Origin of the sequence: Mesorhizobium sp. M1D.F.Ca.ET.231.01.1.1 (genome assembly GCF_003999155.2) — a bacterium.
In the GTDB taxonomy this organism is placed as follows: Bacteria; Pseudomonadota; Alphaproteobacteria; order Rhizobiales; family Rhizobiaceae; genus Mesorhizobium.
The window spans coordinates 240,205-255,800 of sequence record NZ_RZOZ02000007.1 but is presented as its reverse complement, the minus strand read 5'-3'; the positions used below and the strand labels follow the sequence as shown (position 1 = coordinate 255,800).

Genomic DNA, 15,596 nt, shown 5'->3' with positions numbered 1-15,596 from the left:
ATCGACTTCACCTGCAAGCAGTAGGAATGTGCTATCTGATGCTCATGGAAACAGCTATCGCGTCCGACCCGTTTGTCGCTTCCCTGCCGGTCTTCGCAAAGTTCGAAAGCGTTGCCGATATCGACAACTATCGACCTCTCCCCGACGGCTGGGCGCTGGCCACCGCCGACATCGTCGGCTCGACCAAGGCGATCGGGGCCGGGCGCTATAAAACCGTCAATATGGCCGGCGCCAGCGTCATTTCGGCGCTGCTCAATGCGCTTGGTCGGCAAGATCTTCCTTTTGTCTTCGGCGGCGACGGCGCGCTCGTGGCGTTCCCCGGCTCGGCGCTGGAGATCACACGCAACGCGCTGGCGGCTGTCCAGAGATGGGTGGCGGACGAACTGGACCTGACCTTGCGCGCCGCAATCGTGCCGATAAAGGACATAAGAGCGCAAGGCCTCGACGTTCGCGTGGCGCGGTTCCAGGCCTCCGAAGCGGTCTTTTATGCCATGTTCGCCGGCGGTGGCGGCAGTTGGGCGGAAGCCGAGATGAAAGCGGGGCGCTACCGCATCGATCCCGCGCCGGCCGGCGCGCGCCCGGACCTGACCGGCCTCTCCTGCCGCTGGAACCCTATCGAAGCCCGGCATGGCGAAATCGTCTCGATCATCGCCATACCGCGGGCTTCGCGCGACTTGCGCGGTTTCCAGTTGCTGGTTTCCGACATCATCGCCCTTGCCGGCAGGCAGGAGCGCGACGGTCACCCGGTGCCGGCGAGCGGGCCGAGCTACAGTCTGCTGCCCGCCGGTCTCGATATCGAGGCGCGGGCCGTGGCGCCGGTCGGACGGCGGTGGCTGGCGAAGCTGTGGGTGGTGTTCCTGATGACGCTTACGGCTGTCACCGATCGATTTGGCTGGACGATCGGCAGGTTCGATCCGAAGATCTACAAACGCGACGTGGCCAGCAATTCGGACTTCCGCAAGTTCGACGACGGCTTGAAGATGACCATCGACGTCGAGGCGGATGTGTTGCAACGGATCGAGAGCCGGCTGAAACAGGCGGAAGAAGCGGGCATCTGCAGCTATGGCCTGCACCGCCAGAAATCGGCCCTGATGACATGCCTGGTCGCCTCGCCGCTACAGCGAGATCACCTTCATTTCATCGATGGCGCGGCCGGCGGCTACGCGATGGCCGCCGCAAGCCTGAAGGCGAAGGCGGCAATCTGACGACGGCCGGCCCGAGAGACGCCGGTGAAGGCTAGAGCAATTCCCGGAAAAGTTTGAGCGGTTTTCCGTCCGGAATTGCGTAAAAACAAGGAGATATGGCGTTTCTCCGTTTCCGTGCACAGTACACGACGCAAGGGTGAGGACGGCTTGGAGTGATTGAATAGAGGATTCTTCGCCAAAAGGATCCTGCCATGGCAATCACGGTTCACGCCGCCCTCATCGAGACCCTAAAACGTCATTTCGCGCTGCGCAATTCGCGGCTGGAAACGCTGGCCGTCCTGATCGTGGGGCTGGTTCAGGGCCGCACGGTCAATCTGAGCCATGTTGCGAGCCATTTCCCGGGAACGGCGCAGCACGGGTCGAACTATCGCCGCCTACAGCGTTTTTTCCAGTCGATCCGGCTGGATCAGGCAGTTGCTGCGCAGCTCGTCGTGCGGATGCTGAACCTGTCGCGGCCCAAATACTTGGCACTCGACCGCACCAACTGGAAGGTCGGCTGCAAGGATATCAACATTCTCATGCTGGCCATCGTGACACGGCGCTTCCGCGTGCCGCTGCTGTGGACGGTGATCGATCACCAGGGCAACAGCAACACCGGCCAGCGCATCGAACTGATGCGACGTTATCTGAGCCTGTTCGGCGCGGCCTCGATCGAACTGCTGCTCGCCGACCGCGAGTTCATTGGCGCCGACTGGGTCAAATTCCTCATCGAAAACAAGGTCCCATTCGCCATTCGCGTCAAGCAGGGCCAGTGCGTTGCCCCGGCCGATGGACGGCTCTGGACGATCACGTCCCTGCTGCGCCGCCGCCGCAAGAGCCGCGGCCTCACCACCTTCCAAGCCTCCTTGCCCGACGCATCCACCGTTCTGTCCTTTGCCGTCAAATGGATCGACGGCAGAAAAGGCCAGCCAGGCGAATGGCTGATCGTCATGACCAACAGCCCCGATGCCAAGGCGGCAATAGGCGCCTATAAGAACCGTTGGGCCGTCGAATGCCTGTTCGCCGATGCCAAGACACGCGGCTTCAACATGGAAGACACCAGGATGACGGCCCCAGGCAAGATCGACACCCTGACCGCCATTCTCGCCATTGCCGTAACCTGGACCTATCGATGCGCGACCCAAACCATGGGCATCAAGGCGATCAAGCGAAAGGTGCATGGCCGACGCGAGAAGTCGTGGTTCCGCACCGGCCTCGACGCGCTCAGGGCATGGATCACCTTCGCACCCGAAAACGCTCTGCGAGCCTGGCAAAGCGAATTCCCAAAACGCATCAAAAACCTATGAGTCGTGTACTGTGGTTTCCGTGAAACGGTGAAACGCGCTACGGCGTCCGAGCCGACGAATTTTTGCCCGATGTCAGGATGGTGATTGCACTTAACAGGCAGCCTCTCCACATAACGCCGCAGAAAATAGATGCAGTCGCGCCTGCTCCCTGGCCGCAAGGACAGTCATCCGGGAACCTCTTCGCCGCTTTTGCCGTCGGAGCCGGCCCCCTTGCCGTCGGCAATCCTAGCTTTGGGTCGTTGGCGCACTGTGTTATGGCGGGTCAAAGGACGATGGCTCCGTCTTCGACGGGTTTCGGGATAGCATGAGCGCAGCGCACGCAGAAATTTCCACCATTCTCATGGACAAGGTCGCCGATTGGCTGAACCAATCGGCGCTGGCGGGCCACGACCTTGAGACATTGATAAAGGGCTTTTGCGAACGGCTGGCTGCTGCCGGCCTGCCGCTGAAGCGGGTGCATCTGAGCTTTTCGATGCTTCATCCGCTCTATGATGCGCTTGGCTTCACCTGGTTTCGCGGCGAGGGCCTGGAAGTGGAAAGCTTCCGCAGCAAGCCCGGCGTGCCGTCCGACAGGTTCCTCACCAGCCCATACTACCATCTGCTCAGCAATAAGCTCGACCATCTGCGCCGCCGGCTCGACCCGTCGATGCCGTCGGAGTTTCCTGTTTTCGACGACCTCAGGCTCATGGGCGTCACCGACTACATGGCTTTCGTCCTGCCCTTCAGCGGCAACACCAGTCAGGGCATGATGGGGTCCTGGTCGACCGACAGCGCTGGAGGTTTCAGCGACAGCATGATCTCGGCGCTGCTGCGCATCCAGAGCCATCTCGCTATCGCGACCAAGATGGCGGTGCTCACCAAGCTCGCCGACAACATGATGACCACCTATCTCGGCGGCGACGCCGGCAAGCGCGTGCTTGACGGTCAGATCAAGCGGGGCGAGGGAGATACTATCCGGGCCGCACTGGTGATGGGCGACATGCGCGGGTCCTCAAAGCTTGCCGAAACCTCCGGCCGCGAAATCTATATCGATACGCTCAACCAGTTTTTCGACGCCGTTGCTGCACCTTTCAATCGCAAAGGCGGGCAGATCATGAGTTTCATCGGTGACGGCTTCATCGCCGTCTACCCTTGCGAAAGGCACCGCTCGCAGTCCGAGATAGCCTGCCAGGCTGCCCTTGCGGCCGCGCACAAGGCCACGGCGCGCATGACGGATCTCAATCTGCGCAGAAAGGAAAAGGGCCTGTCCGATATAAAATTCGGTCTCGGCCTCCATGTCGGCAATGTGATGTTCGGCAATGTCGGGCTTACCGACCGACTGACATTCTCTGTCTTCGGCTCGGCTGTAAACGAGGTCCAGCGTCTCCAGACCCTGACCAAGAAGTATCCGCACAGCGTTCTCGCCAGCAAGGACTTCGCCAGCTATTGCGGCGCCAACAGCTGGCTGACGCTCGGCAACGAGGAACTGGTTGGCATCAAGCAGAAGCTGACGGTGCTTTCACCCGATCTGTCGGGCGCTCTCGCGCTCGATGAAGACGGTGCGCTGGAGCCGATTCACGGCCGGATGTCGGACGCCGAGCAGGTCATGCTGCTTCATCGCGATGCCGCGCGGATATCGGCGGGCGACCCAAGCAAGATCCAATAACCGCCACGATCTGATCCCGACGCCTTTTGGGCAGACAGTGCGGTCACCGGGTCCGCCTGCCGACGACCGTTTCGAATCCAAGTTGCTCTGGGCTGGCAATGCGCTAGTCTCGCTTTCTGGGACCCGCCAGAGTGGGGCTGGTGTGAGCATGAATTCGAGTGTTGATCTGCTGCGGATCGAAGATGTCGGCATCTCCTTTGCCATTATCGGGGGGCCGTTGCATGCCGTCAGGCGCGCAAATCTTCGCGTCCTGCCCGGCAAGGTTACCGCGCTTGTGGGCGAGTCGGGTTCGGGAAAATCGGTTCTCAGCCAGGCAGTGATGGGCATCTTGCCCAACACGGCCCGTGTTCGCGGCCGTGTCCTGTTTTCCGATCCTGAAAAGCCCGGCATGACGCAGGATATCCTGCAGATGCCGCGTGATGGACCCGAGATCCGGGCGTTGAGAGGCAGCCGCATAGGCAAGATCTTTCAGGAGCCGATGACATCGCTGTCGCCGCTGCACACGATCGGCAACCAGGTCAGCGAATCGCTGCAGATCCATACGCCCATGACCCGGGCGGAGCGCATGGCGCGGACCGAGGAAATGCTCGGCCTTGTCGGCTTTCCCAATCCCAAGCGCGCCTATGACATGTATCCCTTCGAACTTTCGGGAGGGTTGCGCCAGCGCGCCATGATCGCCATGGCGCTTATCTGCCGGCCCGCCCTGTTGATCGCCGACGAGCCGACGACGGCGTTGGACGTCACTATCCAGGCGCAAATCCTGCAATTGCTGCGCGGGCTTCAGACCAAGCTGAACATGGCGATGCTGCTGATCACGCACGACCTGGGCGTGGTCGCCAATGTCGCCGACGAGGTGGTGGTCATGTACCATGGCGAGATCATGGAAGCGGGACCTGTCGAGGCGATATTCCGCCGGCCAGGCCACCCTTACCTCAAGGGCCTGATGGCAGCCGTTCCGCATTTCGACCTGAAGCCTGGCGAAAGGCTGAAGGCGCTTCGCGAGGTGCCGGTGAATGTCGGGAGCCTGCTCGGCAAGCAGACGGCGCCGGCATCGAAGGGGCCGGACGACATCCTGCTGTCGGTCAGGGATCTGAAAAAGACCTTCACCATCCGCAAGTCCGGATGGTTCGGCGGGAATCATCAAACCACTGTTCGCGCCGTGGACGGCGTGAGCTTCGATATCCGGCGGGGTGAGTGCCTGGGTCTGGTCGGCGAAAGCGGCTCCGGTAAAACCACCGTCAGCAAGATCCTGATGCGGGCCGTCACCCCCGGCGGGGGATCCGTGATCTTCAACGGCCGCGATGGACCGATCGACGTCCTGGAAGGCGAGGGAGACACCCTGCGCACGCTGCGCGCGAAAATCCAGATGGTTTTCCAGGATCCGGTCTCGTCGCTTTCACCTCGCATGACGGTGGAGAACATCTTGAGCGAGCCGCTGGAAATCCATCAGCGTGGCAATGCCGCGTCCCGACTTGCCACGGTCAAGAGCCTGATGCAGGCAATCGGGCTCGATCCGCGCTTCATCAAGCGTTATCCGCACAGTTTCTCCGGCGGGCAGCGTCAGCGTATCGGCATTGCGCGCGCATTGGCGCTGGGACCTGAACTCCTGATCTGCGACGAACCGGTTTCGGCGCTCGATGTCTCCGTCCAGGCGCAGATCCTCAACCTTCTGAAGGACCTGCAGAAGGAACTGGGGCTGACCTACCTGTTCATATCCCACAACCTGGCGGTGGTGGACTACATGGCGGACCGCATCGCGGTGATGTGCGGCGGGCGTATCGTCGAGCTTGCGCCGCGCGAAATCCTGCTCAGGAAGCCGATCCACCCCTACACGCGCTCGCTGGTCGCCGCGGTGCCTTTCCCGGATCTCGACAGGCCGATGGATTTCAAGACGCTGAAGCTCAGCGGCGCTTCCGACCCCAGCGCATGGGGACCGCAATTCCGCGACGAGGGCGAGGAGGATACGCTGTCGCCGCTCGATCTTGGCGGCGGCCACCTTGTGCTGGCCCGACGTTCGGCCGATGTCAGCGAGTTGCGCCATTGATCAGCCGACGCACCGTCCTTGGACTCCTGGCTTCGGCATTTGTGCCGGGCACGTTGCGCGCCGGCGATCTGGAGCCGGAATTTCTTCAGCCGCTGCTGATAGCCAAGGCGCTGCCGCCACTCGCCGAACGCTTGCCCAAGAGCCCGCGCGTGTTGAATCTCGCCGCGATGGGCCGGCAGCCCGGCCAGTATGGCGGCACGCTGCGCACGATCATCGGCAGCCAGAAAGATATCCGGCTGATGACGATCTATGGCTATGCCCGTCTGGTCGGCTATGACGAAAAGCTCAACCTGCAGCCCGACATTCTCGAAAGCTTCGACGTCGCGGACGATCGCGTATTCACCTTCAAGATACGGGAAGGACATAAATGGTCCGACGGCAGCCTGCTGACGCCGGAGGATTTTCGCTATTGCTGGGAGGATGTCTGGCTGAACGACGAGCTTTCGCAAGGCGGGCTCGCCCCTGTCCTGCTGGCGGACGGCAAGCCGCCAAGCTTCGAGATCGTCGATCCGTTGACGGTGCGCTACAGCTGGGACGCGCCCAATCCCGACTTCCTGCCCAAACTCGCTGCCGCTTCGCCGCTATCGCTTGTCCTGCCGGCGGCCTATCTCAAGCAGTTCCACAAGAAATACCAGGATCCATTCCGGCTCGCCGGCCTGATGGAGGAGAACAGGGCTAAGAAATGGACGCTCCTGCATATCCGCATGTCGCGGCAGTATCGCCCGGAGAACCCGGAACTGCCGACGCTCGATCCCTGGCAGAACCGGACCAAGCCGCCGGCTGAGCAGTTCATCTTCGAGCGCAACCCGTTCTTTCATCGAATAGACGAGAATGGCCGGCAACTGCCCTATGTCGACCGGATCGTCATGAGTGTCAGCTCGTCGGCGATCATTTCCGCCAAGACCGGTGCAGGCGAGAGCGACCTGCAATGCATGGGAATCGACTTTTCCGACTACTCCTTCCTCAAGGACGCAGAGAAGCGCTACCCGGTGAAGATGCATCTGTGGAAACGCACACAGGGTTCGCGGCTGGCGCTGCTGCCCAATCTGAATTGTGCCGACCAGGTGTGGCGTGGCCTTCTTCGCGACGTGCGCGTGCGCCGCGCGCTTTCGCTCGCCGTGGACAGGCGCGAGATCAATTTGGCCGTGTTCTACGGATTGGCTCAGGAAAGTGCCGATACGGTCCTGCCGGAGAGCTCGCTCTACCGGCCGGAATTCGCGAAGGCCTGGGTCGCCCATGATCCCGACCGGGCCAATGCCCTGCTCGACGAGGTCGGGCTTCAGAGGCGTGACGATGACGGCCTGCGGATCCTTCCCGATGGACGCCCGGCGCAGGTCATCGTGGAAACGGCCGGCGAAAGCACGCTGGAAACCGACGCGCTCGAGCTCATCACCGATCATTGGCGCCAGATCGGCATCGCCCTGTTCATCCGGACTTCGCAACGCGACATCTTCCGCAGCCGCGCACTTGGCGGCCAGATCATGATGTCGATGTGGTCGGGCATCGACAATGGCGTGCCGACCGCCGACATGAACCCGTACCAATTGGCCCCCACCATGGACGACCAGCTGCAATGGCCGTTATGGGGCGCTCACTACTTGTCTCATGGCACGCTCGGCGAGGCGCCGGACCTGCCGCCCGTGGTTGAGCTGATGGCTTTGCTCAAACGCTGGAACACATCGACCAACGCCGCGGAGCGCGCCGAAATCTGGAATTCAATGCTGTCGATCTACACCGATCAGGTGTTTTCGATCGGCACGGTGAACGGAACGTATCAGCCGGTTCTGGCGTCCTCGCGGCTGCGCAATCTGCCTGACAAGGCGCTCTACGGCTACGACCCGACCTCCTATTTCGGCGTCTATATGCCGGACACATTCTGGCTTGGAGAGTCCTGAGCGTGCTTCGATATATCGCCTGGCGCATCACCGTGATGGTTCCAACGCTGCTGATCATATCGGCGCTGGTGTTCACGATCATCGAACTTCCCCCAGGCGACTATTTCGACAGCTATGTCGCCGAGCTTCGGGCTCAGGGCGAAGCGGTGGATTCCGATCGCATCGTGATGATGCGCAAGGAGTACGGTTTCGACAAACCGCCGGTCATTCGCTACTTCTACTGGGTCGGCGGGATGCTGCACGGCGATTTCGGCTATTCCTTCGAATATGAGCTGCCGGTTCGCAACGTCATCGGGGACCGAATGTGGCTGACCGTGCTGGTTTCCTTCGTCACGATCATCTTCACCTGGCTCATCGCCTTTCCGATCGGCATGTACTCCGCCACGCATCAATACAGCTGGGGCGACTACGGCCTGACTTTCCTCGGCCTTCTCGGCCTTGCCATTCCGAACTTCATGCTGGCGCTGATCCTGATGTATTTCGCCAATATCTGGTTCGGTACGTCCATCGGCCATCTCATGGACCAGCAATATCTCGGCGAGCCGATGAGCTGGGCCAAGGCGAAGTCGATCCTCGCCCATCTCTGGATCCCGGTCTTGATCATCGGCACCGGGGGCACGGCAAGCATGATCCGGCGGCTGCGCGCCAATCTGCTCGATGAGCTTCACAAGCAATATGTCGTGACCGCGCGCGCCAAAGGCCTGCATCCCTTCAAGGCGCTGGTCAAATATCCGCTGCGCATGGCGCTCAATTTCTTCATTTCAGACATCGGCTCCATCCTGCCGGCCATCATCTCCGGCGCCGAGATCACGGCGATCGTGCTGTCCTTGGAGACGACCGGGCCGATGCTGATCCAGGCGCTGCAAAGCCAGGACATGTATCTGGCAGGGTCGTTCCTGATGTTTCTCGCCTTCCTGACGGTCATCGGCGTCCTGATTTCCGACCTGGCGCTGGCGCTGCTTGATCCGCGAATTCGTTTGCAAGGCGGCAGCACCAAATGAACACGCAATCGCCGCTGCCCGCTCCGGGTGCCCCACTGCAACACTACGTGTCCATCGCGCCATTCGACCTGCAGTCGGTCGAGGCGATGACGCCGGAGCAGTCGAAGGTCTTCCAGGCATCGCAATTGCGGCTGATGTGGTGGAAATTCCGACGGCACCGGCTTGCGCTTATATCCGGCATATTCCTGGCAGCGCTTTATCTCTCGATACTGATCTGCGAGTTCCTGGCGCCCTACAATCTGCACACGCGCAACATGGACTACATCTATGCGCCGCCGCAGCAGGTGCACCTGTTCGACAACGGCCAGTTCGTCGGGCCGTTCGTCTATGGCCGCCGGATGACGCTGGACATGGACACGCTCAAGCGGAACTACATCGACAGAAAGGACGATGTTCAGCGGATCCGTTTCTTCTGCAAGGGCGACAGCTACCGGTTCTGGGGCCTGATCGAAGGTGACATGCATCTTGTCTGCCCTGCCGAAAACGGCCAGCTCTTCCTGGCCGGCACCGACCGGCTGGGACGCGATGTGTTCTCGCGCATCATCTATGGCGCGCGCATTTCACTGACAATCGGTCTTGTCGGCATCGCTTTCAGTTTCCTGCTCGGCATAATCATCGGCGGACTGGCCGGCTATCACGGCGGTATCTTCGACCTGATCGTTCAACGGATAATCGAAGTCCTGCAATCGATCCCCAGCATTCCGCTATGGCTGGCCCTGGCGGCGATCATGCCGATAACCTGGAGTCCGATCCTGATCTATTTCGGCATCACCGTCATCCTCGGCCTGCTCGACTGGACCGGACTGGCGCGGGCCGTGCGTTCGAAGCTTCTGGCCTTGCGCGAGGAGGACTACGTTCTGGCCGCGCAACTGATGGGCGCCAGCAGCGGCCGCATTATCCGGCGGCATCTCATTCCCGGCTTCATGTCGCATCTGATCGCGACGGCGACGATCTCCATACCTGGGATGATCCTGGGCGAGACGGCGCTGAGCTTCCTCGGGCTTGGCCTGAGGGCGCCGATAACCAGCTGGGGCATCCTGCTCACCGAGGCGCGCAGCGTCAGCGTGATCGCCTTCTATCCATGGCTGCTTTTGCCGATCCTCCCCGTCATTCTCGTCATCCTGGCCTTCAACTTCCTCGGCGACGGCTTGCGGGACGCCGCAGACCCCTACAAGTGATACCGCCGTTCCGCCGCGCGCCCGGCTGCCCGCTCCGCCCGGCACGATCCCAGCCGGGCCGAACCGCTCTATCTCTTTGTTTTGACGCAATTCCGGATGGAAAGCCGTTCACACTTTTCCTGGAATTGCTCTATATGCGGCGAAGGCTCGATCGGGGTCCAACAAGTCGCCCTCGGGTTTCACTCGCGAACCGTTCCGGTCGCGGGCATTGCCGATCCCTTGAGCTGGTTCAGGACACAAACGCATATGTCTCGCCTCGAGAGTTTCATCCGCAGGCTGACCGCACAGCGCGACATTCTCGATCAGGTCTGCGTGGAGGTGGCCAAGATCGAAGGCCCCGTGATCGAGCTCGGCCTCGGCAACGGCCGAACGTTCCATCATCTGCGCGAGCGCCTGCCCGGACGGCGGATCGTGGCGTTCGATCGCGCATTGGCCGCGCACTCCAGCTCGGTACCCGAACCTGAAAACCTCGTGCTCGGCGAGATACGCGAGACGGCGAGACGGTTCATTGGCATCGAGGCCGCTCTTGTCCATGCCGACATCGGCACCGGCTATGAAGATCGCGACGCGGTGACCTGCACCTGGCTCCCCGACCTGACCGCGCGCCTCCTTCGCGTCGGCGGCATCGCGGTCAGCGGCACACCGCTCGATCACCCGCAGTTGCAACGCCTCCCGCTGCCGCCTTCGGTGCCCGCCGATCGCTATTTTGTCTGCAGGCGCGTGTGAGAGCCGAACCAAGTCTTCAGGGGATCGTGTAGACCGCTATCTCTCGCTCGATGCCGCGCAGCGAGACCTCGTGCGGCACGGGCGTCAGCGCGTTCCTGTGCAACAGATCGGCGGTGAGATTGTCCTCGACGACCGCGCGAGTGGCGAAGATCGCCTGTGCGGTAGCGAGGTTCTGGACCCGCGAAGCAATGTTGACCGTCTGGCCGAAATAATCCTGCCGCTCGTTCATGGACACGGCGATGCAGGGGCCGGCATGGACCCCGATCTTGAGCAGCAGATCCTCGCGCCCGCTTTTGTCGTTGAGCGCACGCATGGCTTCGCGCATCCTGAGGGCTGCGGCAATCGCACGATCAGGCGTCGCGAAGGTCGCCATCACCGCATCACCGATCGTCTTCACCACCGCGCCTGCCTCCGCCGCGACGATCTCGTGCAGAACCTGGAAATGCTCGCGCACGAGATCGAAGGCCGAAAGGTCGCCCACCCGCTCGTAAAGCGCGGTCGATCCGCGCAGGTCGGTGAACAGGAATGTCAGGCTGGTGATCTTCAGGCGCTGGTTGATGTCGAGCGTATCCGTGCGATAGAGATCGCGGAACGTCTGGTTGGTGAGCAGGCGCTTGGCGGTGACGAAGGGCCGGCGTTTGCCCAGGAAATCATGCAATGCCTGGCCGGCGATGAAGACCGTCGGCAGCACGCGGGTGTCGGTCCTGTTTTCCAGCGAAATGCGCAACGGGCCGGGTTGCATCTCCAGCGTCTGGCTCTGGACATGCTCGCGGTCGAAGACCAGTGAGAGGCTGCGGCGCTCCTTTGTCGGCTCGCCCTTCACGTCGATGAACTGCGCCGAATGGGTGACCGGCTCGAAGACGATGACGAATTCGGACGGAAGCTGTATTGGCAGAACCGCCTTTTCACCGGGCGCAAGCTCGATATCCTCCAGCGAGAACGCTTCCATCGTCTTCGCGAAATCCCCATCCTGCAGATCGACGCCGGACGCCCAGTAGATCTGGCGGAAATACTCCACCATCGGCAGTTCATGCGGATTGTGGGCGGCAATCCTGCGCATGCGGGGACTGACGGTGAATGTCACTTCGACCATCTCATCGAGGGTCGGCGAATAGCCCGAGGAGCACAGCGCGCAGGTGTACTCGTCCTTCTGCAGGGTTTTCAGCGTGGCGTTCGTGTCGAGCACGCCGCCGCAGCCGGGACACAGAACATTCCAGGAAATGTCGAAGATGCCGACCCGCGCCGCATGGAGAAAGGCGCCTATGGCGCGCTCCTCGTCGAGACCATGCTTGCCGGCGAAGGCCAGCGCATTGATGCGGCAGAGTTCGTGGTCCTCGCCTTCCGCGATGGTTCGCCTGATCGCGTCGACTGCCAGTGGATCGACATCGGCCGATTGCCGCAGACGCGAGAACAGATCCTGAGCTTCGTTCATCGTGCAGGCTCCGGAAAATGCGCCCCGTGGCGTGTTGACCGGACCGCGCTGGTCCGAGTGCTCCATGTTACTTCGAAACGGACCGTAGGGCGATTCGAATAGACAAGCCTAGTGACAGCCCAATTCCATTCGGCCGATTTTCACCGGCCGCAAGCGGCACTATGATGGCCCACGGGCATTCATCTTTGGGGCTCTCTCCCATGCCGACATCCGACAATCCACCATTTCCCCCGACCCTGCGCCTTTTCTCTCTGGCGGTCATTATCGTCCTGATCGTGGGTGCCGGCCTGTTTTTCGCGCCCGTGCTGGTCAAGCCGCGCTGGCCCTGGGCCGTCACGCCGTTCAATGCCCGCTTCCTCGGCGGTTTCTACACCGCCGAGATGGTCGTGATGGCGGCGCTGCTGTTGTGGAACCGCTGGTCGCCCGGCAGGCTCGTGCTCGTCATGGCCTTCATCTTCACCGTGATCGTGTCGGCGGCTTCGTTCATCAATCTCGGCTATTTCAACTTCGGGCGCAAAGCGCCCTGGCTCTGGTTCTTGGTCTATCTTGCCTCGGCCGCGGTATCCGGGCTGTTCCTGTGGCGGACCAGGGCCCTTCCTTCTGCAAAAGGCGTGACCTTAAACCCGGCATGGCGCGGCTACCTGCCGGTGGAATCGGCAATCCTTGGACTTTATGGCGTCGGCCTGTTGCTGTTTCCGCTGACATTCAGCGGCATCTGGCCATGGCCGGTCGATGCCTTCCACGCTCAGGTCTACAGCGCCATCTTCCTCGCCGGTGCAGGAGGCACATATCTCCTCTGGGCAAGCGCGCCGCGCGAGGAACTGCTGGTACTCGGCCTGGCGCAGTTCCTGGTCGGCCTGCTCGCCATCCTTGGCCTCGCCATCACCGACGCTGCGGTGCACCGGATCGACTGGACGGCGGCCGGGACTTTGTGCTGGCTCGCCCTTTTCGCCTGGATCGGCATCAGCGGCGCCTTCAAACTCTACGCCGCCTCCCGGTATTTCGGCTCGCAAGCGGCACCATAAGGTGCAGAAACGGCTGGATTTTCAGGTGACGTCCGGTGCATCGTGCCGGACCTATTGCCTTAGAGCATTTCACCATTTCAAAGGAAATGGCGAACTGCTCTATCTCTTTGTTCTGACGCAATTCCGGGCGGAAAACCGCTCACACTTTTCCTGGAATTGCTCCAACCAGGAACGCCATGACCAGCACGACCTCGCCATCCGCCAAGAAAATCCAGCCGCAGCTCCGATCCGTCCGGCCAAGCGATGCGGAGGCGCTTTGCGCCATCTTCAACATGCCAGGTTTCCGCTGGGGCACGTTCAGGATGCCCTTCGAGATGGTGGAGCAGGTGGAGCGACGCATCGCCAAGTCCGGTCAGGAGACCACCTGGATCGTTGCGGAGCTGGATGGCAAGGTCGTCGGCCATGGCCGCCTGGAGGTGCAGGGTTCGCCGCGCCGCTCGCATATCGGCGAGATCAATATCGGCATTGACGATGCCTTTGTCGGCAAGGGCATCGGTTCTGCCATACTTGGCACGCTGCTCGACGTGGCCGACAACTGGCGGGCCCTGAAGCGGGTCGAACTGACCGTCTATGCCGACAACGAACCGGCCATCCGTCTCTACACAAGCCACGGCTTCGAGGTCGAAGGTCGGCATGTGAAGGCCGGTTTCGCCGACGGGCAGTACCGCGACCTCCTCAGCATGGCCCGGCTGCGGTTCTAGGGATCGACCGTCTGGCCTTGGCGAACCGGTCTCCCTTGGCGATTGCAGCGCAAGCGGCTAGACGGGACCGATGAGCGCCGTCCTTGATCCAACCCCTGCGCCGCCGGCGGAAATCCTGGCTGTGCTGTCGCTGCTCTGCCCGGAAGTCGTGCGCGACATCGAGCAGAAGTGGAATGCCCCGGTTTCCGACTACGCCCGCCATCTGTGGCGGCCGGTGGCAAGGCCCGCATCGCACCCGGCGATCGCTGCCCGCTCGATCCTGCGCGAAATCCTGCATCAGCGCCTCGGCGCGATCATGCGGCCTGAGCAGATCGGCAAGGCCCTCGAAGAGTTCGAGCAACGACCGGTGATCCAGTCCGGCCTGCACTGCCTGCTTCTGATGGACCGGATCACCTTCGATGCCCTCCTGTTCGCCTGGCTCGGCGCGGTCGAAAACGGGCTGTCGGCCTTCGTCGGCTTCATGGGAACGACGATGACCATGGAGACGATTGGCCGGGAGGGGCCGGGATGGCTCGACGTCGGCGACGACAAGGTCAACCTGTTTGGCATGGGGCGCCACAAACTGTGCCGCAAAAGCGCCTGCGCGGCCGGACCCGTCTCCCTCAACAAGCGCGCGCTCGAAGCGGTGGGCGATGAAACGGATGCCAGCCGCTGGCTGGGCACGCTGCTGGCCAGCCGGGACAAGGTGTTTGGAACCGCCGCGGATGCGCTGACAGCCCTCAACGAGGATCTGATCGCCGATTGGGACCGTTCCGGCATGGCCCTGCCGGTTTTCATCGATGAGCGATTCGCAGCCGCTGTCATGGCGCGGCACCTGGAACATGACGACAGTCTTCTTTCCAGGCTGCTCATTGAACCCGCACGACGCCAGCGTCTCGAGCATGCCTTGCAGGAGGCCGCATCGGGTCCATTCGGCAGATTCCTGCCCAACGCCACGGACTATTTCTGGGGTATCCGCGAGCAGCGCGTGCACAGGCTCGTCCTCGAGAACGGGCAGCTGATCGAGCCCGACAGGCCGCATGGTCTTGCCATCCCGTTCGAGCGGCCGCATCTCAAGCAGGCGCTGCTCGACGGCGTGCTGCTGCCGAACCTGTTCCTGACGTTCCTCGTCCTTGCGTTATTGCCGCGGGTGCGGGTTGTTGGCGGCCTGAGACAGATTGGCTATGTGGCGCTTTTCCACTCGATCCTGCTGGCTGCGCTGGACGAAGACGCACCGGAAGAGCGCGATCTGGCCGCCGAGCTGCAGGTTCGGGAAAACGCCTGGGGCATGCGGGTCATCGATGAGATGATCTCGGTCCGCGAGCAGCTTGCCGCCCTGCCGGAAGGGGCGCTCTTCCCGGACCTGCTCCGGCAATACCGATCGCGGACATTCGCCGAGACGACCGACGACCTGAAACTGGTTCGCGAAAACGCCCGCTGGCGCAAGATCGGCCGGGCAGAGATCAAGGCGAGCTAAGC

General features: G+C 62.0%; 13 protein-coding genes. 11 read left to right on the top strand and 2 right to left on the bottom strand.

Annotated elements, in window-relative coordinates; genetic code table 11:
- The first annotated feature begins 26 nt into the window (after nucleotides 1-26).
- The 8 genes from EN874_RS20295 (at nucleotide 27) to EN874_RS20260 (ending at nucleotide 10,980) form a co-directional block, all read left to right on the top strand.
- On the top strand, nucleotides 27-1,205 hold the full coding sequence (locus tag EN874_RS20295; RefSeq protein ID WP_127426532.1) for a DUF3095 domain-containing protein: 1,179 nt from the start codon (nucleotides 27-29) through the stop codon (nucleotides 1,203-1,205).
- A gap of 191 nt (nucleotides 1,206-1,396) precedes the next feature.
- Entirely contained in the window at nucleotides 1,397-2,491 is a 1,095-nt protein-coding gene (locus EN874_RS20290; RefSeq protein WP_127426533.1) for an IS4 family transposase, read from the top strand.
- A 304-nt stretch (nucleotides 2,492-2,795) separates the two neighbouring features.
- The gene (locus EN874_RS20285) at nucleotides 2,796-4,136 is read left to right on the top strand and encodes an adenylate/guanylate cyclase domain-containing protein (RefSeq protein ID WP_127426534.1); all 1,341 of its coding nucleotides are present in this window, start codon (nucleotides 2,796-2,798) and stop codon (nucleotides 4,134-4,136) included.
- A gap of 148 nt (nucleotides 4,137-4,284) precedes the next feature.
- Nucleotides 4,285-6,180 (top strand): ABC transporter ATP-binding protein, encoded by a 1,896-nt coding sequence (locus EN874_RS20280; RefSeq protein WP_127426535.1) that lies wholly within the window; start codon nucleotides 4,285-4,287, stop codon nucleotides 6,178-6,180.
- A complete protein-coding gene (locus EN874_RS20275; RefSeq protein WP_127426536.1) occupies nucleotides 6,177-8,075 on the top strand; it encodes an ABC transporter substrate-binding protein in 1,899 nt (632 codons plus the stop codon). Before EN874_RS20280 ends, EN874_RS20275 begins: the two co-directional genes overlap by 4 nt.
- Before the next feature lie 2 nt (nucleotides 8,076-8,077).
- Nucleotides 8,078-9,076, top strand: a complete 999-nt coding sequence (locus EN874_RS20270; RefSeq protein ID WP_126085750.1) for an ABC transporter permease — start codon at nucleotides 8,078-8,080, stop codon at nucleotides 9,074-9,076.
- A complete protein-coding gene (locus EN874_RS20265; RefSeq protein ID WP_127426537.1) occupies nucleotides 9,073-10,254 on the top strand; it encodes an ABC transporter permease in 1,182 nt (393 codons plus the stop codon). The genes EN874_RS20270 and EN874_RS20265 overlap by 4 nt, the downstream gene beginning before the upstream one ends.
- A 246-nt stretch (nucleotides 10,255-10,500) precedes the next feature.
- Nucleotides 10,501-10,980, top strand: coding sequence for a class I SAM-dependent methyltransferase (locus EN874_RS20260; RefSeq protein WP_127426538.1), 480 nt, complete (start codon nucleotides 10,501-10,503; stop codon nucleotides 10,978-10,980).
- A gap of 16 nt (nucleotides 10,981-10,996) precedes the next feature.
- Here EN874_RS20260 and EN874_RS20255 read toward each other — a convergent pair whose 3' ends face one another.
- Nucleotides 10,997-12,412, bottom strand: coding sequence for an adenylate/guanylate cyclase domain-containing protein (locus tag EN874_RS20255; protein WP_127426539.1), 1,416 nt, complete (start codon nucleotides 12,410-12,412; stop codon nucleotides 10,997-10,999).
- A 200-nt stretch (nucleotides 12,413-12,612) separates the two neighbouring features.
- On the opposite strand from EN874_RS20255, the gene EN874_RS20250 reads away from it, so the two are divergent.
- A complete protein-coding gene (locus tag EN874_RS20250) occupies nucleotides 12,613-13,437 on the top strand; it encodes a hypothetical protein (RefSeq protein ID WP_127426540.1) in 825 nt (274 codons plus the stop codon).
- A gap of 139 nt (nucleotides 13,438-13,576) precedes the next feature.
- Here the strand turns inward: EN874_RS20250 and EN874_RS34855 are convergent, their stop codons facing one another.
- Entirely contained in the window at nucleotides 13,577-13,711 is a 135-nt protein-coding gene (locus EN874_RS34855) for a hypothetical protein (protein ID WP_281061447.1), read from the bottom strand.
- Between EN874_RS34855 and EN874_RS20245 the strand changes: the two genes are divergently transcribed.
- Together EN874_RS20245 and EN874_RS20240 are read left to right on the top strand one after the other, a co-directional pair.
- Nucleotides 13,710-14,138, top strand: a complete 429-nt coding sequence (locus tag EN874_RS20245; protein ID WP_245513725.1) for a GNAT family N-acetyltransferase — start codon at nucleotides 13,710-13,712, stop codon at nucleotides 14,136-14,138. The genes EN874_RS34855 and EN874_RS20245 overlap by 2 nt on opposite strands.
- A 70-nt stretch (nucleotides 14,139-14,208) precedes the next feature.
- Nucleotides 14,209-15,594, top strand: coding sequence for a hypothetical protein (locus EN874_RS20240; RefSeq protein ID WP_127426542.1), 1,386 nt, complete (start codon nucleotides 14,209-14,211; stop codon nucleotides 15,592-15,594).
- Nucleotides 15,595-15,596: the final 2 nt, after the last annotated feature.